The 17824-nt window shown below is 60.7% G+C and carries 28 protein-coding genes; 3 read left to right on the forward strand and 25 right to left on the reverse strand.

Annotated features, from left to right (window positions below):
* Positions 1–40: 40 nt before the first annotated feature.
* The 19 genes from rplQ to rpmC all read right to left on the reverse strand — a co-directional run bounded on the left by rplQ (position 41) and on the right by rpmC (position 10738).
* Positions 41–466, reverse strand: coding sequence for a 50S ribosomal protein L17 (rplQ, locus tag DQ230_RS09260; protein ID WP_113912303.1), 426 nt, complete (start codon positions 464–466; stop codon positions 41–43).
* A 131-nt stretch (positions 467–597) separates the two neighbouring features.
* Complete coding sequence (locus DQ230_RS09265) at positions 598–1614, reverse strand: DNA-directed RNA polymerase subunit alpha (RefSeq protein ID WP_113912339.1); 1017 nt, start codon at positions 1612–1614, stop codon at positions 598–600.
* Positions 1615–1727: 113 nt separating this feature from the next.
* Positions 1728–2117 carry a 30S ribosomal protein S11 gene (gene rpsK, locus DQ230_RS09270; protein ID WP_113912304.1) on the reverse strand — a complete coding sequence of 130 codons (390 nt, stop codon included), beginning with the start codon at positions 2115–2117 and terminating at the stop codon, positions 1728–1730.
* A gap of 15 nt (positions 2118–2132) precedes the next feature.
* Complete coding sequence (gene rpsM, locus DQ230_RS09275; RefSeq protein WP_113912305.1) at positions 2133–2501, reverse strand: 30S ribosomal protein S13; 369 nt, start codon at positions 2499–2501, stop codon at positions 2133–2135.
* Positions 2502–2740: 239 nt separating this feature from the next.
* Complete coding sequence (locus tag DQ230_RS09280) at positions 2741–3388, reverse strand: adenylate kinase (protein WP_113912306.1); 648 nt, start codon at positions 3386–3388, stop codon at positions 2741–2743.
* A complete protein-coding gene (secY, locus tag DQ230_RS09285) occupies positions 3389–4756 on the reverse strand; it encodes a preprotein translocase subunit SecY (RefSeq protein ID WP_113912307.1) in 1368 nt (455 codons plus the stop codon).
* A gap of 113 nt (positions 4757–4869) precedes the next feature.
* Positions 4870–5352: a 50S ribosomal protein L15 gene (gene rplO, locus DQ230_RS09290; RefSeq protein ID WP_113912308.1), complete on the reverse strand. Its 483-nt coding sequence runs from the start codon at positions 5350–5352 to the stop codon at positions 4870–4872.
* Between the two features lie 244 nt (positions 5353–5596).
* A complete protein-coding gene (locus DQ230_RS09295; RefSeq protein WP_113912309.1) occupies positions 5597–6139 on the reverse strand; it encodes a hypothetical protein in 543 nt (180 codons plus the stop codon).
* Positions 6140–6430: 291 nt separating this feature from the next.
* The gene (rpmD, locus tag DQ230_RS09300) at positions 6431–6619 is read right to left on the reverse strand and encodes a 50S ribosomal protein L30 (RefSeq protein ID WP_113912310.1); all 189 of its coding nucleotides are present in this window, start codon (positions 6617–6619) and stop codon (positions 6431–6433) included.
* 3 nt (positions 6620–6622) lie between these two features.
* The gene (gene rpsE / locus DQ230_RS09305; RefSeq protein ID WP_113912311.1) at positions 6623–7210 is read right to left on the reverse strand and encodes a 30S ribosomal protein S5; all 588 of its coding nucleotides are present in this window, start codon (positions 7208–7210) and stop codon (positions 6623–6625) included.
* 115 nt (positions 7211–7325) lie between these two features.
* Positions 7326–7685, reverse strand: a complete 360-nt coding sequence (rplR, locus tag DQ230_RS09310) for a 50S ribosomal protein L18 (RefSeq protein WP_113912312.1) — start codon at positions 7683–7685, stop codon at positions 7326–7328.
* Between the two features lie 11 nt (positions 7686–7696).
* The gene (rplF, locus tag DQ230_RS09315; protein ID WP_113912313.1) at positions 7697–8230 is read right to left on the reverse strand and encodes a 50S ribosomal protein L6; all 534 of its coding nucleotides are present in this window, start codon (positions 8228–8230) and stop codon (positions 7697–7699) included.
* 13 nt (positions 8231–8243) lie between these two features.
* The gene (rpsH, locus tag DQ230_RS09320; protein ID WP_113912314.1) at positions 8244–8636 is read right to left on the reverse strand and encodes a 30S ribosomal protein S8; all 393 of its coding nucleotides are present in this window, start codon (positions 8634–8636) and stop codon (positions 8244–8246) included.
* A 12-nt stretch (positions 8637–8648) separates the two neighbouring features.
* Positions 8649–8954: a 30S ribosomal protein S14 gene (rpsN, locus tag DQ230_RS09325; RefSeq protein ID WP_113912315.1), complete on the reverse strand. Its 306-nt coding sequence runs from the start codon at positions 8952–8954 to the stop codon at positions 8649–8651.
* Positions 8955–8973: 19 nt separating this feature from the next.
* On the reverse strand, positions 8974–9537 hold the full coding sequence (gene rplE / locus DQ230_RS09330) for a 50S ribosomal protein L5 (RefSeq protein WP_113912316.1): 564 nt from the start codon (positions 9535–9537) through the stop codon (positions 8974–8976).
* Positions 9530–9841, reverse strand: a complete 312-nt coding sequence (gene rplX, locus DQ230_RS09335; RefSeq protein ID WP_113912317.1) for a 50S ribosomal protein L24 — start codon at positions 9839–9841, stop codon at positions 9530–9532. Before rplX ends, rplE begins: the two co-directional genes overlap by 8 nt.
* A gap of 2 nt (positions 9842–9843) precedes the next feature.
* Positions 9844–10212, reverse strand: coding sequence for a 50S ribosomal protein L14 (gene rplN / locus DQ230_RS09340; protein ID WP_113912318.1), 369 nt, complete (start codon positions 10210–10212; stop codon positions 9844–9846).
* 79 nt (positions 10213–10291) lie between these two features.
* Positions 10292–10522: a 30S ribosomal protein S17 gene (gene rpsQ, locus DQ230_RS09345; protein WP_108691211.1), complete on the reverse strand. Its 231-nt coding sequence runs from the start codon at positions 10520–10522 to the stop codon at positions 10292–10294.
* Positions 10523–10534: 12 nt separating this feature from the next.
* Complete coding sequence (rpmC, locus tag DQ230_RS09350; RefSeq protein ID WP_113912319.1) at positions 10535–10738, reverse strand: 50S ribosomal protein L29; 204 nt, start codon at positions 10736–10738, stop codon at positions 10535–10537.
* A gap of 297 nt (positions 10739–11035) precedes the next feature.
* Here rpmC and DQ230_RS09355 point away from each other — a divergent pair, with 297 nt between their 5' ends.
* The 3 genes from DQ230_RS09355 to DQ230_RS09365 all read left to right on the forward strand — a co-directional run bounded on the left by DQ230_RS09355 (position 11036) and on the right by DQ230_RS09365 (position 14377).
* Entirely contained in the window at positions 11036–12739 is a 1704-nt protein-coding gene (locus DQ230_RS09355; RefSeq protein ID WP_113912320.1) for a calcium-binding protein, read from the forward strand.
* A gap of 61 nt (positions 12740–12800) precedes the next feature.
* The gene (locus DQ230_RS09360; RefSeq protein ID WP_113912321.1) at positions 12801–13421 is read left to right on the forward strand and encodes a TIGR02466 family protein; all 621 of its coding nucleotides are present in this window, start codon (positions 12801–12803) and stop codon (positions 13419–13421) included.
* 140 nt (positions 13422–13561) lie between these two features.
* Positions 13562–14377, forward strand: a complete 816-nt coding sequence (locus DQ230_RS09365) for a mechanosensitive ion channel family protein (RefSeq protein ID WP_338050509.1) — start codon at positions 13562–13564, stop codon at positions 14375–14377.
* Positions 14378–14511: 134 nt separating this feature from the next.
* On the opposite strand, the gene rplP is transcribed toward DQ230_RS09365, so the two are convergent.
* The 6 genes from rplP to DQ230_RS09395 all read right to left on the reverse strand — a co-directional run.
* Positions 14512–14925 carry a 50S ribosomal protein L16 gene (gene rplP / locus DQ230_RS09370; RefSeq protein ID WP_113912323.1) on the reverse strand — a complete coding sequence of 138 codons (414 nt, stop codon included), beginning with the start codon at positions 14923–14925 and terminating at the stop codon, positions 14512–14514.
* Positions 14926–14938: 13 nt separating this feature from the next.
* Entirely contained in the window at positions 14939–15646 is a 708-nt protein-coding gene (rpsC, locus tag DQ230_RS09375; RefSeq protein ID WP_113912324.1) for a 30S ribosomal protein S3, read from the reverse strand.
* On the reverse strand, positions 15646–16026 hold the full coding sequence (gene rplV, locus DQ230_RS09380; protein ID WP_113912325.1) for a 50S ribosomal protein L22: 381 nt from the start codon (positions 16024–16026) through the stop codon (positions 15646–15648). The genes rpsC and rplV overlap by 1 nt, the downstream gene beginning before the upstream one ends.
* A gap of 3 nt (positions 16027–16029) precedes the next feature.
* Positions 16030–16308, reverse strand: coding sequence for a 30S ribosomal protein S19 (rpsS, locus tag DQ230_RS09385; protein WP_113912326.1), 279 nt, complete (start codon positions 16306–16308; stop codon positions 16030–16032).
* Between the two features lie 3 nt (positions 16309–16311).
* Entirely contained in the window at positions 16312–17154 is an 843-nt protein-coding gene (rplB, locus tag DQ230_RS09390; RefSeq protein ID WP_113912327.1) for a 50S ribosomal protein L2, read from the reverse strand.
* Between the two features lie 463 nt (positions 17155–17617).
* On the reverse strand, positions 17618–17824 hold a 207-nt coding region (locus tag DQ230_RS09395; protein ID WP_203228034.1), incomplete at its 5' end, for a transposase.

A 17824-nucleotide genomic window follows, 5' to 3' on the forward strand; every position in this document is an offset into this window, starting at 1 on the left:
TGGCGGGGGCCTCAAAACACCGGCCTTTTCAGGCTGCGCTTTATTCTTCGTCCATCGACGCCAGTTCGGAGGCGACGCGCTCCTTATCGGCCTTGCCCTTGGCGGCCGGATCGCGGTCAACGAATTCGATGATCGCCATCGGTGCCATGTCGCCGTAGCGGAAACCGGCCTTCAGGACGCGGACGTAACCGCCCTGACGGTCCTTGTAGCGCGGGCCAAGGATGTCGAACAGCTTCGCGACATACTGGTCCTGCTTCAGCTGGCTTGCGGCCTGCCGGCGCGCGTGCAGATCGCCGCGCTTGCCCAGCGTGATCATCTTTTCGATGATCCGGCGCAGTTCCTTGGCTTTCGGCAGTGTTGTCTTGATCTGCTCATGTTCAATGAGCGAGCCTGCCATGTTCGCCCACAGCGCCTTGCGGTGCTCGTGGGTGCGGTTCAGGCGGCGGTAACCTCTTGCGTGACGCATTTTCTAACTCCTTAACGTATTTTGCTTTGTCCGGCGGCGTGATGCGTGTCAGGCCACTCTCCTTGGGGCATTATGCCCGGTCTTTGCTGGTCGCACCCCGTGGCGCGACCTGCGAATTCTGGACTGGCGGTTTAGAACGAATCCTCGAATTTTTTTGCCAGATCTTCGATATTGTCGGGCGGCCAATCCTCGACATCCATGCCCAGATGCAGGCCCATGCCCGACAGCACTTCCTTGATTTCGTTCAGGGACTTGCGGCCAAAGTTCGGCGTGCGCAGCATTTCGGCTTCGGTTTTCTGGATCAGATCGCCGATATAGACGATATTGTCGTTCTTCAGGCAGTTGGCCGACCGCACCGAAAGCTCCAGCTCGTCAACCTTCTTCAGCAGAAGCGGGTTGAACTCCAGACCATCCTCATCATCCTGGCGGCCGGCGCTTTCCGGCTCGTCAAAGTTGACGAAGGTGCTCAGCTGGTCCTGAAGGATGCGCGCGGCATAGGCCACAGCATCGTCCGGCGTGATCGAGCCGTCGGTTTCGACCTTCATCGTCAGCTTGTCATAGTCCAGAACCTGCCCCTCGCGGGTGGGCTGAACGTCATAGCTGACGCGGCGGATCGGGCTGTAGATCGCGTCGATCGGAATCATGCCGATCGGCGCATCCTCGGGCTTGTTCTTCTCGGCGGCAACATAGCCTTTGCCGGTGCCGACGGTCAGCTCCATGAACAGGTCCGCGCCCTCGTCTAGGTGGCAGATCACATGTTCGCGGTTCAGAATTTCGATGCCGCTGCTGTCGGAAATATCGCCGGCAGTCACGACGCCCGGACCCTTGACGTTGACCGACAGACGCTTGGGGCCTTCGACCTCCATGCGGATGGCGACGCCCTTGAGGTTCAGGATGATGTCGGTGACATCCTCGCGCACACCTGCCACGCTTGAGAACTCGTGCAGCACGTTGTCGATCTGCACGGCGGTGATCGCCGCACCTTGCAGCGACGACATCAGAACGCGGCGCAGCGCGTTGCCCAGCGTCAGACCAAAGCCGCGCTCCAGCGGTTCGGCGACGACAGTGGCCTGACGCAGCGGGTCATTGCCCGGCTTGACGTCCAGCTGTGTCGGCTTGATCAATTCAGCCCAGTTCTTGTGGATCATGTGTCCCTCCATACCAGTCCTGCCCGCATGTCCGACGGCCAGAACGCCCGAGGTTTAAAATGACGGCAAATAGGGCCACGCGGACATGCGCGGCCCCACTTGAAAAACAGACCTCAGACGCGGCGGCGCTTTGGCGGACGGCAGCCGTTATGCGCCATCGGCGTGACGTCACGGATGGATGTCACGTTCAGGCCAACAGCGGCCAGTGCGCGCAGTGCGCTTTCGCGGCCCGAACCGGGGCCCTGCACTTCGACCTCGATCGTGCGCATGCCGTGTTCCTGCGCCTTCTTGCCCGCATCTTCGGCAGCCATCTGCGCCGCATAGGGCGTCGATTTGCGCGAGCCCTTGAAGCCGCATGTGCCGGCCGAGGACCACGCAATCGCGTTGCCCTGCACGTCGGAAATCAGGATCTTGGTGTTGTTGAAGGACGAGTTCACATGAGCAACGCCGGTGGCGATGTTCTTGGAAACCTTCTTTTTGGTGCGTTTTGTATCGCGTGCCATATCAAATGCCCTCCCTTATTTCTTCTTGCCGGCAATGGCCTTTGCGGGGCCTTTGCGGGTGCGGGCGTTGGTATGGGTACGCTGGCCGCGAACCGGCAGGTTCCGGCGGTGGCGCAGACCGCGGTAGCAGCCCAGATCCATCAGGCGCTTGATGTTCATCTGCGTCTCGCGGCGCAGGTCACCTTCGACAGCCAGATTGGCGTCGATATACTCGCGCAGCGCAACCGTTTCGGTGTCGCTCAACTCATTCACGCGGCGCGTGTGGTCGATGCCGACCGCGTCGCAGATGGTTTTGGCGGTGGAGTGACCGATACCAGTCACGTAGGTCAGGGCAATGGGAACCCGTTTATGCGTCGGGATGTTGACGCCGGCGATACGTGCCAAGTGCATATTCCTTTTTCGTTGCGGGTCCGTAATGCCGGACCCTTTTTTCACAACGTAGGCAAGAGGCGCATCACGCCCAAGCCGCAGCTGAATTCAGGTAATCGATTCGGTATGAGGCAGCCCCATGGGAATCAAACCCCTTGCGGGATGCTGCTGGTTAGGAGGAATTGGCAGGATCGTCAAGGGCCGGGCGGCAAACTAAACCACCCTGCCCTGCGATACCCGATGTGCAAGCTGCGTCAGCGGTCCAGAATGGCGGCGATGCTGCCCTGAACGTCCTTGACGCTCCCCAGGCCATTGATGCGGCTCAGCATGTCTTTGGCGTAGTAATAGCCGACCAGCGGCGACGTTTTCTTGTAATATTCCATGAGGCGATTGCGCAGCGCCTCCTCGTTATCGTCGGCGCGGCGGGTAAACTCATGCGCTTCGCCGCATTTGGTGCAGACGCCGTCCGCCGGGATCGGCTTGGTATTGTCGTTATACACCTCGCCGCAGTTCGAGCAGGTGGAGCGGGCCGTGATACGATCAACCAGCGCCTCGTCGTCGACCTGCATTTCGATCACCGCATCCAACGTCTCGCCACATTCGGACAAAAGCTGCCCCAGTGCGTCGGCTTGCGGCAGGGTGCGCGGGAAGCCGTCAAAGATAAAACCGCCCCCCTTGCCGCATTCCAGCTTCTCCCGGATCAGGCCGATGACGATTTCATCTGTCACCAGCTCGCCCCGCGCCATCACTTCGGCAACACGCTTGCCCATCTCGGTGCCACTATCCTTGGCTTCGCGCAGCATGTCGCCGGTGCTTAGCTGGATCATGTCGCGGGTGGCCACCAGATGATGCGCCTGTGTGCCCTTGCCCGCGCCCGGCGGTCCGAGAAGTATGATGTTCATTTATTTCCGTCCTGTCCCTTTGCGACGGGCGCGCCGTTTGCCCTTGCTGCCAAGCTGTGATTTTTCAATCAGCCCTTCGTATTGATGTGCCAGAAGATGGCTTTGCACCTGCTGGATCGTGTCCATTGTGACCGACACGACAATAAGAACCGATGTCCCGCCAAAGTAAAAGGGGATCGCGAACTGCGCGCGCAGAATTTCCGGCAAAAGGCAAACCAGCGCCAGATAACCCGAGCCAAGGACAAGGATACGGCTGACGACATATTCCAGATACTCCGCCGTGCGTTTGCCCGGACGGATACCGGGGACGAAACCATTCTGGTTCTTCAGGTTTTCCGCAACCTCATCGGGCTTGAACGCCACGTTGTAGGTGTAGAAATACGCAAAGAACACGATCATGCCGGTGAAAAACAGCAAATAGAGCGGCTGGCCGGGGCCAAAATAGGCCAGGATCGTCGACATGATCGGGCTACCGCCCTGCCCGCCCGAAAACGTGCTGATCGTTGTCGGCAGCAGCAGCAGCGACGAGGCAAAGATTGCCGGGATCACGCCCGCCGGGTTCACCTTGATCGGCAGGTGCGACGATCCGCCGTCATAAACCTTCATCCCCACCTGTCGGCGCGGATACTGGATATGCACCTTGCGCAGGGACCGCTCCATGAACACGACGAAGGCGATCACGACAATCACCATGACGATCACGCCGATGATCACGGCGGGGCTGATGGCGCCCGACCGGCCCGACGCAAAGAACTGCGCCAATGCGGCGGGAACCTCGGCGATGATGCCGACAAAGATGATCAGCGAGATGCCGTTGCCGATACCGCGCGCGGTGATCTGCTCGCCCAGCCACATCAGGAACATGGTGCCGCCGATCAGCGTCACCATGCAGGAAACGATGAAGAAGATGCCGGGGTTGGTCACCAGATCGCCCGATTGCAGGCTGACGGCCAAGCCGTAGGATTGCAGCGTGGCCAGCAGAACGGTGCCATAGCGGGTGTATTGGTTGATCTTCTTGCGGCCCGCCTCGCCCTCTTTTTTCAGTGCTGCCAGCGATGGGACCATCGCCGTCATCAGCTGAATGATGATGGACGCCGAAATATAGGGCATGATGCCAAGCGCGAAGATGCCCATCCGGCCCAACGCGCCGCCGGTAAACATGCTGAGCATGCCACCAATGCTGGCGCCCGCGCCCACCATGAACTCGCGCAATTCGGCGCCGTCGATGCCGGGCACCGGGATCCACGTGCCCAGCCGGTACACGACCAGCAGCATAAGGGTGTAAAGGATGCGCTTGCGAAGATCGCTGGCTTTGCCGAGCGCTGACCAACTGGTGTTGGCCGCCATTTGTTCTGCTGCAGATACCATTCGGCTCTCTTTCGGAATGACAACGCCGCCGGGTTGCTGTTTTCCAGCGGCCCGGCGGCGTGTTTTGAAAAACTAGGGGGTATGTAAGCGGCGGGGGCGCCGCTCACAACCTCTTATTCAGCCGCAACAGCCGCCGCGCCGCTGGTCAGCGTGAGCGTTCCGCCCGCTTTCTCGACCGCTTCAACGGCAGATTTGGACGCGCCGGTGACTTCCAGCGTCAGCTTGGAGGTGACGTCGCCCTTTGCCAGCACACGCACGCCATCCAGCTTGCGGCGCACCAGACCGGACGTGATCAGCACGTCCTCGGTGATGGCGCTGCCTGCGTCCAGGTTGCCCGAATCGATGAATTTCTGGATCAGGCCCAGGTTGACCACGGCATATGCCTTGCGGTTCGGCTTGTTGAAGCCGCGCTTGGGCAGACGCTGATAGAGCGGCATCTGGCCGCCCTCAAAGCCCTTGATCGCAACGCCCGAACGGGACTTCTGACCCTTGATACCACGGCCACCGGTCTTGCCCATGCCCGAGCCGGCACCACGGCCAACGCGCTTCTTGCGCTTGGTTGCGCCTTCGTTATCGTGCAGTTCATGCAGTTTCATGTCGCTTCTCCTTATGCCGGATGCGACCCCCAGCGACGGGAGCGGCCGAACGCGGCGTGATTGGGATTCGTGTTGTGACGGACAGCGCCACATCGCGCCGTGTAGCTGTCTTCGCTGGCCTGTTCAAGCCCATACGCAATCAGGTGGCAGGCGTTTGCGCGCCCGGAAACGAAAAATCCCGGCGCATATGCGCCGGGATCCGTCAACTCGTGTCGTTATCGCCTATAAGCCGGCGACGCCCATTTTACATTGCAGCCATCTTGGCGTTGCATGCCTTGGCCGCCTCGATGGCGTCATATGTGCCGTCAAGGTTGATGACGGCGGACGTGCCGTTCGCCGGGACAAACGTCATCTCATAGCTTTTCTGGATGTCGGTCGCGAACTGCGGGTCGGACGCCAGAACGTAACCGCCCTGAAAACCCGGCTGCACGTTGCCGCGCATCTCGGCCACTTCGCCAACATAGGCATTGTCGTTCACGACGATCTGGATCGGCTGTGTCTGGCCCTCAACGGCGCCGAAATCCTTGTCTGTAAAGATACCGACATAGCCAAAGCGGTCATCGGCGGTCAGGCCCATCTGCACGATATACCCATTCGGGTCGACGCCTTCGATCAGGCAGGTGCCGCGATCGGTGTCACCATAGACGGTCCAGGGACCGACGGTGCCTTCGTTGGTGAAGTCGGCGTTGCCGGGATGCAGAACGTCGGTGGTGTCGGCCTGTGCGAATGCACTGCCTGCGCCGAATGCGAGGGTGGATGCCAGTGCGACTGTTGCGAGGGTTTTCACGGTGTATACTCCTTGTGCCGTTTCGTGTTGCTGGCAGGTCAACAGCCGGGAGCTGGCCAAGTTCCACTCGCTGTGCCCCAGACAGCGGTAGCTGGGCGCACTCACGCCGTTACAAACCTCATTGAAACAAAACCATTTTTTGGAAATAGCCAGACAGGCATGGCGCAAACCCTCCCATCCCGGCGCCGCCCTGCGCCCGTGCTACGCGCACAGCGCAAGGCGGCTATTCGCCAAACGCAGAGCGCCCCGGCCATTTCTGACCGGGGCGCTAAACTTTCAGACTGACAGAACTCAGCCCTTCTCTTCCAAAATCTCAACCATGTGCGAGATCTTGTTGATCATGCCGCGGACGCTGGGTGTGTCCTCCAGCTCGCGCACGCGGTGCATCTTGTTCAGGCCGAGGCCGATCAGCGTAGCACGCTGCTCGGCGGGGCGGCGGATGGGGCTGCCCACCTGCTTGATGACGATTGTCTTGGCCATTGATTAACCCTCCTGCGCGACGGGCGCTTGTTCGCCCTTGATCTTGGGCGCGTCGGCGGTTGCCATGATGTCGGCGACCTTCTTGCCACGGCGCTGCGCAACCATGCGGGGGCTCGACTCTTTGGTCAGGCCGTTCATGGTGGCGCGGATCATGTTATAGGGGTTCTGGGAGCCGTTCGACTTGGCGACGACATCCTGAAGACCCAGCATTTCAAACACGGCACGCATCGGACCACCGGCGATGATGCCAGTACCCTGCGGCGCGGAGCGCATGATCACCTTGCCGGCGCCATGGCGACCTTCCATGTCATGGTGCAGCGTGCGACCCTCGCGCAGCGGCACGCGGATCATGGCGCGCTTGGCGGCCTCGGTCGCCTTGCGGATCGCCTCGGGCACTTCTTTCGCCTTGCCCTTGCCGAAACCGACGCGGCCTTTTTGATCGCCTACGACGACCAGCGCCGCAAAGCCGAAGCGCTTGCCGCCCTTGACGGTTTTCGAAACGCGGTTGATTGCGACCAGACGGTCGGCGAATTCGGGGGTCTCGTCACGCTGGTTGCGGCGGCCCCCGCCACGGTTTTCATCTCTTGCCATGCGGCATGTCCTTTTCAAAGCGGCGCGCGCGGCGCCAAACCATTTCAATCCAGGTGGGCAAAAGCGCCCCCGGATCATCGAGGCGGCCCCATCATCGGGGCCGCCTGCGCTGTCTTTAGATCTTCAGACCACCTTCACGCGCGGCGTCGGCAACTGCCTTGACCTTGCCATGAAAAAGGAAGCCGCCACGGTCGAAGTAAGCCTCTTCGATACCGGCCTTCTTGGCGCGCTCTGCGATCGCTGCGCCCACCTTGGTGGCCGCTTCGATGTTGCACTTGCCCACCATGCCCAGATCCTTTTCCAAGGTCGAGGCCGATGCGAGCGTGATGCCGCGTACATCGTCGATCAGCTGAACGCTGATGTTCTTGTTTGAGCGGTGAACGCTCAGGCGCATGCGCCCTGCATTCACATTGCGAAGTTTGTTCCGAACGCGCAGGCGGCGTTTCAGAAACAGTTTTCTTTTGCTGTTTGCCATCTACCCGTTCCTTACTTCTTCTTGCCTTCTTTCTGGAAGATATACTCGTCTTTGTAGCGAATGCCTTTGCCCTTGTAGGGCTCTGGCGGACGCCAGTCGCGAATATCAGACGCGACCTGACCGACGAGCTGCTTGTCCGTGCCTTCGACCACGATCTCAGTGGGCTTGGGAACGGTAACGCTCACACCTTCCGGAATTTCAAAATCGACGTCATGGCTGTAGCCAAGCGACAGCTTGACGACATTGCCCTGAAGCGCCGCACGGTAACCAACGCCGCGAATTTCCAGATTCCTGGTGAAATTCGCATGGGTGCCGTGAACGACATTCGCCACGACACTGCGTGTCATGCCCCACTGCTGACGCGCGCGCTTGGATTTGCCGCGCGGCGTGATGGTGATGTCACTGTCGTTGATCGTGATGGTGACATCATCGGTTGCAGTAAAGCTTTTCGTTGCCTTCGGCCCCTTGACCTCAAGCGTCTGGCCGCTGAGCGACGCAGTGACACCTGCTGGCAGGGGAATGGGCAGTTTGCCGATACGAGACATAAAACAGCCCTCCTTAGAATATCGTGCAGAGCACTTCGCCGCCGACATTGTGGCTGCGTGCATTTGCATCCGACATCACACCCTTGGGGGTGGAGACAATCGACACACCCAGGCCCGAACGAACCGATGGGATGTCCTTGACGCCCAGATAGACGCGACGACCGGGCTTGGAGACCCGCTTCATTTCGCGAATGACGGGGGCGCCATCGAAGTATTTCAGGCTGATCTCGATAGCCGGGTGGCCATCCTTGCCAGTCGTTGCCTCAAAGCCGCGGATGTAGCCTTCGTTCAAAAGTACGTCGAGCACACGCTCGCGCATTTTGGACGCAGGTGTCACAACCGAGGATTTGCCGCGCATGGATGCGTTGCGGATCCGCGTGAGCATATCGCCGATAGGATCATTCATATCAAATCTCCCTTACCAGCTGGATTTCACGAGGCCCGGAGCCAGGCCGGACTGGCCCAGTTCCCGCAACGCGATACGCGACACTTTGAGCTTGCGGTAATACGCATGCGGACGGCCTGTCAGCTGGCAACGGTTGTGCAGGCGTGTTGCGCTGCTGTTGCGCGGCAGGTCGGCCAGCTTCAGGGTCGCGCGGAAACGCTCTTCCATCGGCTTGCTCTGGTCGTTGATGATCTCTTTCAGCGCGGCCCGCTTGGTGGCGTATTGCTGAACCAGTTTCTGGCGCTTCTTCTCGCGCTCGATCATTGATTTTTTAGCCATAACTCTCTCTCCCGCTGCTTCAGCTGTTGAAGGGCATGTTGAAGTGCTTCAACAGTGCCTTCGCTTCAGCGTCGGTTTTCGCCGTGGTTGCGATGATGACATCCATGCCCCAGGATTCGTCGATCTTGTCGAAGTTGATCTCGGGGAAGATGATGTGCTCCTTGATGCCGAAGGCGTAGTTGCCGTTGCCATCAAAGGATTTGCCCGAAATGCCGCGGAAGTCGCGGATACGGGGCATCGCGACCGTGATCAGACGGTCGAGGAAGTCGTACATGCGGGCGCCGCGCATGGTGACCTTGGTCCCCAGCGGCATGTCCTCGCGAACGCGGAAACCGGCGATCGAGTTCTTGGCCTTGGTCACAACAGCGCGCTGACCGGAAATCGTGCTCAGGTCGTCCTGCGCCGATTTGGCCTTCTTGCTGTCGCGAACGGCCTCGGAGCCGCAGCCGATGTTCAGGACGATCTTGTCCAGACGCGGGATCATCATGTCGTTGGTGTAGCCGAATTCTTCCTTCAGCTTCGCCTTGATCTCGCTGTCGAACTGCGCGCGCAGGCGCGGGGTATAGTTTGCTGTATCAAGCATCGATCACGTCCCCCGTGGTTTTCGCAACGCGCACCTTCTTGCCGTCCTTGACGTCAAAGCCGACGCGGGTCGGTTTGCCGTTGGCATCCAGCAGCGCGATGTTGCTCAGGTCGATGGGCATCGCCTTGGGCAGGCGGCCACCCTGGGCGGTCTGGCTCTGGCGGGTGTGGCGGATGGCCATGTTGGCGCCATCCACAACTGCCTTGCCAGCCTTGGGGTCAACGGAGGAAATCGTGCCTTCCTTGCCCTTGTCCTTGCCTGCGATCACGACGACCTTGTCGCCCTTCTTCAGTTTGGCAGCCATGGTTACAGCACCTCCGGAGCGAGCGAGATGATTTTCATGAACTTCTTGGCACGCAGCTCGCGCACCACCGGCCCGAAGATACGGGTGCCGACAGGCTCGCCTGCGGTGTTCAGGATGACGGCGGCGTTGCCGTCGAACTTGATGGAGGTGCCGTCTTCACGGCGCACTTCCTTGGCGGTGCGTACAACGACAGCCTTGCGGACGTCGCCTTTCTTGACGCGGCCCCGCGGGATGGCTTCCTTGACCGATACCACGATAATGTCACCGACACTCGCGTAACGACGCTTGGAACCACCCAGAACCTTGATGCACTGAACACGGCGCGCGCCGCTGTTGTCAGCAACATCCAGGTTTGTCTGCATCTGGATCATTTGGTTTCTCCCGACCTACCGGGGGGCGATGCGGCCCTTGCCCCGGGGTTTCGATTAAGCTGGCTTGGTCTTGGCGGGCTCAGCCCTCCAGAACCTCCCAGCGTTTCGTCTTGGACCGCGGCGGGCATTCGATGATGCGCACCTTGTCACCCACCTTGAACGTGTTGTTCTCGTCATGGGCGCGGTATTTCTTGGACTTCCGGATCGTCTTTTGCAGAACCGGGTGCTTGAAGCGGCGCTCGACCGAAACAGAGATGGTCTGGGCGTTGGCGTCGCTTGTCACGGTGCCAGAGAGGATACGTTTGGGCATCTTGCAGGCTCCTTATTCTGCTGCCGCGGCTGCGGCTTTCTCATTGAGGATGGTCAGCACGCGGGCGGCACTGCGACGTGCAACGCGCATCTGCGACGCATTCTCCAGCTGGCCGGTGGCCGCCTGGAAACGCAGGTTGAACTGCGCCTTTTTCAGGTTGGCCAGCTCTTCGCGCAGCTGCTCCGGTGTCTTCTCTCGAAGTTCTTTGGCGTCCATCGCCTTGTTCCTTTCAACATCACTGGAGGGCCCAACGCGCATCCGCTGATCGGATACACCCCGGTCACCCTGATTCCGGTGGAGATCATTGTGATCCGCCGCGTATATGAGGCTTGCCGCCAAGGCGCAACCCCCTACCGCCCCGCTTGGCCGGCATCTTTGCAGCGGTGAGGCGACAATAGAGGAGTCCCGGCGCGAACACAGTGTTTCGTGGACACCATTCGATTGCGTTACGACTTTTCGCGCGGATATGTTAAGAATTTCTTAATATGCGCCATACCGGGGGGGGGCCGCGTCATGATGGGAATCGTACTGCTATCGCTGCTGGGCGTGGCCCTGACAGCCTTTGCCATAGACGCGTTCGGGGATGATGACGACGGCGCCCCTGCCCGCAGCGGCGAGCCGGACGGATCAGACGACACCGCCCCGCCCGAAGAGCCCGGCGATCCGAACAGCATTCAGGTCAGCTATCCCGATGACCCGTCCGGGGACGTCTCCATTCGCGGCACCGATGGCGATGACCGTCTGGACAATCTGCTGTTTGATGATCTTGACCTGGATGACCGCTCTCTGGACGTGCGCGCCGGGCGCGGCAGTGATCTGATTGCAGCCGGGGACCGGTCCGGCACGTTTTCGGGCGGCGTCGGCGCCGATTTCCTGAGCGCTGCGGGCGGCGCGGGCCAGACGCTCGACGGCGGTTTTGGCGAGGACGACATAACGGCAACAGACGTGTCGGGCGCGCAACTGTTCGGCGGCGAAGGCAATGATTACCTGTCCATCCAACATGATCCGAACGGCGACGAAAACAGTGTTGCCGACGGCGGCAACGGTTTTGATTTTCTGGCGGCCAACATCTCGACCCCGGACGGCACCGGTCAGTCCTACAGCGTCCTGCGCGGCGGCGAAGACGGTGACGGATTTGATCTGCTTATCCGCACAAATGATGACGCCTACCTTGAGGCAGTGCGGTCCGGCACATTGACCCAGACCAACGCCGCAGGCGATCCGGTGGTCGATGCAGGGGTCATGGCACGGATAGCGGATTTCGGGCCGGGCGATGATATGAATATCGACATTCGCGGCGCCGATGAAGGCGCGGGCAGCCTGCATGATTATCGCGGCTTTGAGGTGATCGAACGGGACGGCGGCACCGACCTGCGGCTGATCTGGGACGGTCTGCGCCCGGATGCGGACGGCACGTATGAGCTGAACGCCACGGTCCGTTTTGACGGCGTTACCGATCTGTCTGATGTCGGCCTGTACATCACCGCCCTCTCCCCCGGCATGATCGGCACGGAGGGCGATGATGTGATCGCGCTGGATAGTTTTCTCGCGCCCGAACGTGTGCTGGCCGGCGATGGGAACGACAGCGTGACCTTCTCGGGAGCGGGGCCGATATCGCTGGAGGGGGGCGCCGGCAACGATACGCTGACCGGCCTTGGCGACGACGTCACCCTGCTGGGCCAGGGCGGCGACGATGCGCTGACCGGAGGCCACGCCGCGCAGATGTTTGGCGGCGCAGGTGATGACAGCCTGACACTGAACATGACGAACGGCATCAACGATTCGGGCGCGGTCGCCTATGGCGGCGAAGGCGACGACACGATCACCGCCCTCGGTGATGTCGGTCTGGGCTACCCCGACTATTCATTCGGAACGCTGACCGGTGGCGCGGGCGCGGACGCCTTTGACGTCACGTTGAACCTGCTGCCACAGGAATACGGCAGTACAGATCCGTACGACACCCGTGACGCCCGCGTGCCGGTCGCGATCAGCGACTTCACCCCCGGAGAAGACGTGTTGACCATCGAAATCGCGCGCGGCGCCGGAGAGGAGGACCGCGAAATGACCGCAGCAGAGATCATTCGCGATGACGTCGGCCGCGCGACGCTGGTGATGAGCTTTGCCGCAACGTCCACATCCCCCGCGCTTGAAGGGACGATGCGCCTGGGCGATAACCCGAATATCACCTTGGATGACATCGCCTTTATTCAGAGCTAACGGCACAGCGTCATGCGAAATCACACTCGCCATGCGCGCCGCCCTGCGCTAGTAAACACGCATGTCAGATATATCCTCCCTCTTTGTCACCCGCCTTTATCGCGCCGAGCTGCGCGAGCTGGGCAAACCCATCGACGCCGGCGAGTTGGAAGCGTCCTGCTGGTCCATCGCCGACGATGACGCGGCCGGCCAGCAATGGTGCGAGGATAACGACTATCCCGGCTACACCTCCTATGCGTCACTGGACGACCTGCCCTACCGGTTTCCGATCTTCGCCGATCTGGTCAAGGTGCTGGACAAACACGTCGCCGCCTTTGCCGCCGATCTGGAGTTCGACCTTGGCGGCAAAAAGCTGAAGCTCGACAGTCTGTGGATCAACATCCTGCCCGAAGGCGGCACACATGCCTCGCACATCCACCCCCATTCGGTGATTTCCGGCACCACCTATGTGACGATGCCCGAGGGCACCAGCGCCATCAAATTCGAGGATCCGCGCCTGCCGATGATGATGGCCGCCCCGCCCCGCCGCAAGGATGCGCGCGTGGATTTGCGCACGTTCACCTATCTGACACCCGACGCCGGCGAAGTGCTGCTGTGGGAATCGTGGCTGCGCCATGAGGTGCCGGTGAACATGTCCGAGGATGACCGTATCAGCGTGAGTTTCAACTACGCCTGGGGCTGATTTCGCCGCCCCAGAGCGTTTCGGGGTGAACCAACCGCGTTCCGACCGCGTTACGTCCCCATTCTAGGAGGAGAAGCCCACTGGAACCGGTCACTGTTCTCATCACTCAACTGCGCGACATAGCGCGCAGCACCATCGCTCTGCTTCCAAATCTGGCCGTTGCGATCATTGTCATCTTCTTGACGTGGATCGTCAGCAAGCTTGCCACATCAACCCTGAAGCGAATGCTGAAACGCACCAAGCTGCGCCAAAGCCTGCAAGAGCTGTTTGCATTGCTGACCTCTATCGCGGTCTGGTTCCTCGGCGTGATGATTGCCGCCGTCATCCTGTTTCCCGGCCTGACGCCGGCCAGCATCCTTGCCGGGCTTGGCATCGGGTCTGTTGCCATCGGATTTGCCTTCAAGGACGTGTTCGAGAATTTTCTGGCCGGGATCATCATCCTTTTCCGCCGTGAAATGCGCATCGGCGACCATGTGGAATGCGAAGGTATCGAGGGCCAGGTCTCCCACATTGCCATACGCGAAAGCCATATCCGCCAGACCGATGGCCAGCTGGTCATCGTGCCAAACTCGATCCTGTTCAAGAACCCGGTGACCGTGCGCACAGACAAGGATCACCGCCGCGTCACGGTGATCTGCGGCGTTGCCTATGACGTCGACATTGACGAGGCGCGCACGGTGATTTCCGATGCGGTGCGCGGCTGCGATACGGTGATCTCCGACGGCAAACCGATCCAGATTTTCGCGCAGGAATTTGCCTCGTCCTCGATCAATTTCGAGGTGACATGGTGGACCGGCTCCAAACCGGTCGAGGTTCGCACGTCCCGTGATCAGGTGGTATCAGCCGTCAAACGCGCGCTGGATGACGCCGGGATCGAGATCCCGTTCCCCTACCGCACACTGACCTTCAAGGAACCTCTGCCGTTGCAGAGGGCGGAACGCACGGAGCGTGACTAACCGGGCGCTATGTCGCTGATTGAGCAGGGCAGAGTGCCCAGTTGATCATGCCCCTCGTCGCCAAGGCAAAGCCCCCGCCAATCACTTGGCGGGGGCCTTCATCTCTTTACCGGGCTGCGCTTAGCGTAGCAAAATCACCAGTCTTCGCGCTGAACAACGCGGGTTTTGATCGGCAGCTTCATCGCAGCAAGACGCAGGGCCTCGACCGCGATTTCTTCGCTCACGCCGTCCAGCTCGAACATGATCCGGCCCGGCTTGACCCGTGCGGCCCAGTAATCGACCGAACCTTTACCTTTACCCATACGGACTTCGGTAGGCTTGGAGGATACCGGCACATCCGGGAAAATCCGGATCCAGACACGGCCCTGACGCTTCATGTGGCGTGTCATCGCGCGGCGGGCCGCTTCGATCTGACGCGCTGTCACACGCTCGGGCTGCGTTGCCTTCAGGCCGAACGATCCAAAGTTCAGGTCAGACCCGCCCTTGGCTTCGCCCTTGATGCGGCCTTTGAACTGCTTGCGGAATTTAGTGCGTTTTGGTTGTAGCATCTTTCATTCCCTCTTAGCGCCGACCGCCCGCACCGCGAGGTGCCGGACCGTCCTGAAGTTCCTGAGCCTTGCGGTCACGCGCGCTGGGGTCGTGATCCATGATCTCGCCTTTGAAGATCCAGGTCTTGATCCCGATGATGCCGTAGGCTGTCAGAGCCTCGACATGCGCGTAATCGATATCGGCCCGCAGCGTATGCAGCGGGACGCGGCCCTCACGATACCATTCGGTCCGCGCAATCTCGGCGCCGCCAAGGCGGCCGGCGAGGTTCACGCGGATGCCAAGGGCACCCATACGCATGGCGTTCTGCACGGCCCGCTTCATCGCACGGCGGAAGCTTACCCGGCGCTCCAGCTGCTGGGCGATGCTTTCGCCCACCAGCGCGGCGTCCAGTTCAGGCTTGCGCACTTCTACGATGTTCAGGTGCAGCTCGCTTGCCGTCATCGCTGCCAGCTTCTTGCGCAGGGTTTCGATGTCTGCGCCTTTCTTGCCGATGATGACGCCGGGACGCGCTGTGTGGATCGTGACGCGGCATTTCTTGTGCGGACGCTCGATGACGACGCGGCTGACGCCGGCCTGCTTGCACTCGTTCTTGATGAATTCGCGCATGGCCAGATCTTCGAGCAGCAGATTACCGTAATCCTTGGTATCCGCATACCAGCGGCTGTCCCAGGTGCGGTTGATCTGAAGGCGCATGCCAATCGGATTGACTTTGTTACCCATCAGGCTTGCTCCTCAACTTGGCGCAGTTTGATCGTGATTTCCGAGAACGGCTTGCGCAGGGCGCCAAACCGGCCACGGGCACGCGGACGTCCGCGCTTCATCACGAGGTTCTTGCCGACATAGGCTTCGGCCACGATCAGCTCGTCCACGTCGAGATTGTGATTGTTCTCGGCGTTGGCGATGGCAGATTGCAGGCACTTGCGCACATCCTCGGCAATCCGCTTCTGGCTGAAGGTGAGGTCCGTCAGGGCCTTGTCCACCTTCTTGCCACGGATCAGCTGCGCGACGAGGTTCAGTTTCTGCGGGCTGGTACGAAGCATGCGCAGTTTTGCCATTGCTTCGTTATCGGCCACGCGGCGGGGGTTCTTTTCCTTGCCCATGACTTACTTCCGCTTCGCTTTTTTGTCCGCGGCATGACCGGTATAGGTCCGAGTCGGCGAATACTCACCGAACTTCTGACCGATCATGTCCTCGGTGACGTTGACAGGGATATGCTTGCGACCGTTATAGACGCCAAACGTCAGGCCCACAAACTGGGGCAGGATCGTCGAGCGGCGCGACCATATCTTGATGACTTCGTTACGACCGCCCTCACGCGAGCCTTCCGCCTTTTTCAGGACGTAGGCATCGACAAAGGGGCCTTTCCATACAGAACGTGCCATATCTTAGCGGCCCTTCTTCTTGGCGTGACGCGAGCGGATGATCAGCTTCTGCGACGCCTTGTTCTTGTTGCGGGTGCGCGCACCCTTCGTGGGCTTGCCCCATGGGGTCACCGGATGACGACCACCCGAGGTCCGGCCCTCACCACCACCATGGGGGTGATCGATCGGGTTCATCACGACACCGCGCACAGACGGACGTACGCCCTTGTGGCGCATGCGGCCGGCCTTGCCGTAGTTCTGGTTCGAGTTGTCGGGGTTGGAGACCGCACCAACCGTTGCGCGGCATTCCTGGCGCACCAGACGCAGCTCGCCCGAGGACAGGCGGATCTGAGCGTAACCACCATCGCGACCGACGAACTGGGCGTAGGTGCCTGCCGCGCGTGCGATCTGGCCACCCTTGCCGGGCTTCATCTCGATATTGTGGATGATCGTACCGATGGGCATGCCCGAGAACGGCATGCAGTTGCCGGGCTTGATGTCGACCTTGGCGCCGGAATAGATCTTGTCGCCGATCGCCAGACGCTGAGGCGCCAGGATATAGGTCTGCTCGCCATCGTCATACTTGACGAGCGCGATGAACGCGGTCCGGTTCGGGTCATATTCGATCCGCTCGACGGTGGCCGCGATATCGACTTTGTTACGTTTGAAATCAACGATCCGGTAGAGGCGCTTGGCCCCACCCCCGCGACGACGCGATGTGATACGTCCGGTGTTGTTCCGGCCGCCCGATTTCGACAAACCCTCGGTGAGGGATTTGACGGGGCGTCCTTTGTACAGCTCCGAACGGTCGATCAGCACCAGCCCGCGCTGGCCCGGCGTCGTTGGCTTATACGACTTGAGTGCCATGCTTTCTGTCTTCCGTTTAGCAAACGGCGGATGTGTGTTCCGCCTATGTAGGGCGGGCCGTGGCCCACCATGGGTATAGGGCCCCGAAGGTCCCCGGCTAGATCGTCTCGATAGACGAAAACGAAGCCCCGGACGAATCCGGGGCTAACGTGATAGGGTCGTTTAGGAGGTTGGCGCGGCGGGGTCAAGTGGAGGATAGCGGATTTCGGATCGTTTGGTCCTGCCCCGCCCCAAGCCGGGCGAGCGTCTACCGGGGGCTGGCGCTGCTACGGTTTTTCGAGGCACTTTATCCCCGCCAAACCTCTCCACCCTTCATGAGGCAGCGCCCGGCCGCCAAAGCGCCAGACCGCAGACCCGTCAGGCGCTCGCCCGGCGCGCTGCGCGCGCTGTTCGGGCGGGGTGGGCGCGACGGTATAAAATTTGATTGAGCAACCCGAGGTCTGGAAATTCTGCTGAGAGGGGGTCATGCATCCTGGCATTCCCACTTGATGTAGGCCTTCGTTTCGGAGGCCCATTTTTCGTCGATCTCGACCAGCACGGCGCTGACGAGGCGCAAGAGCGCGTCTTCGCCGGGAAAGACCCTGATTTTGACGGTGCGCCGTTTGAGTTCCTGCTGGACGGAGCGCTCGATCGGGTTTGACGTGCGCAGCCGTTTGCGGTGGTGCTCAGG

Source organism: Roseovarius dicentrarchi, from assembly GCF_003316635.1.
Taxonomy (GTDB): Bacteria; Pseudomonadota; Alphaproteobacteria; order Rhodobacterales; family Rhodobacteraceae; genus Roseovarius; species Roseovarius dicentrarchi.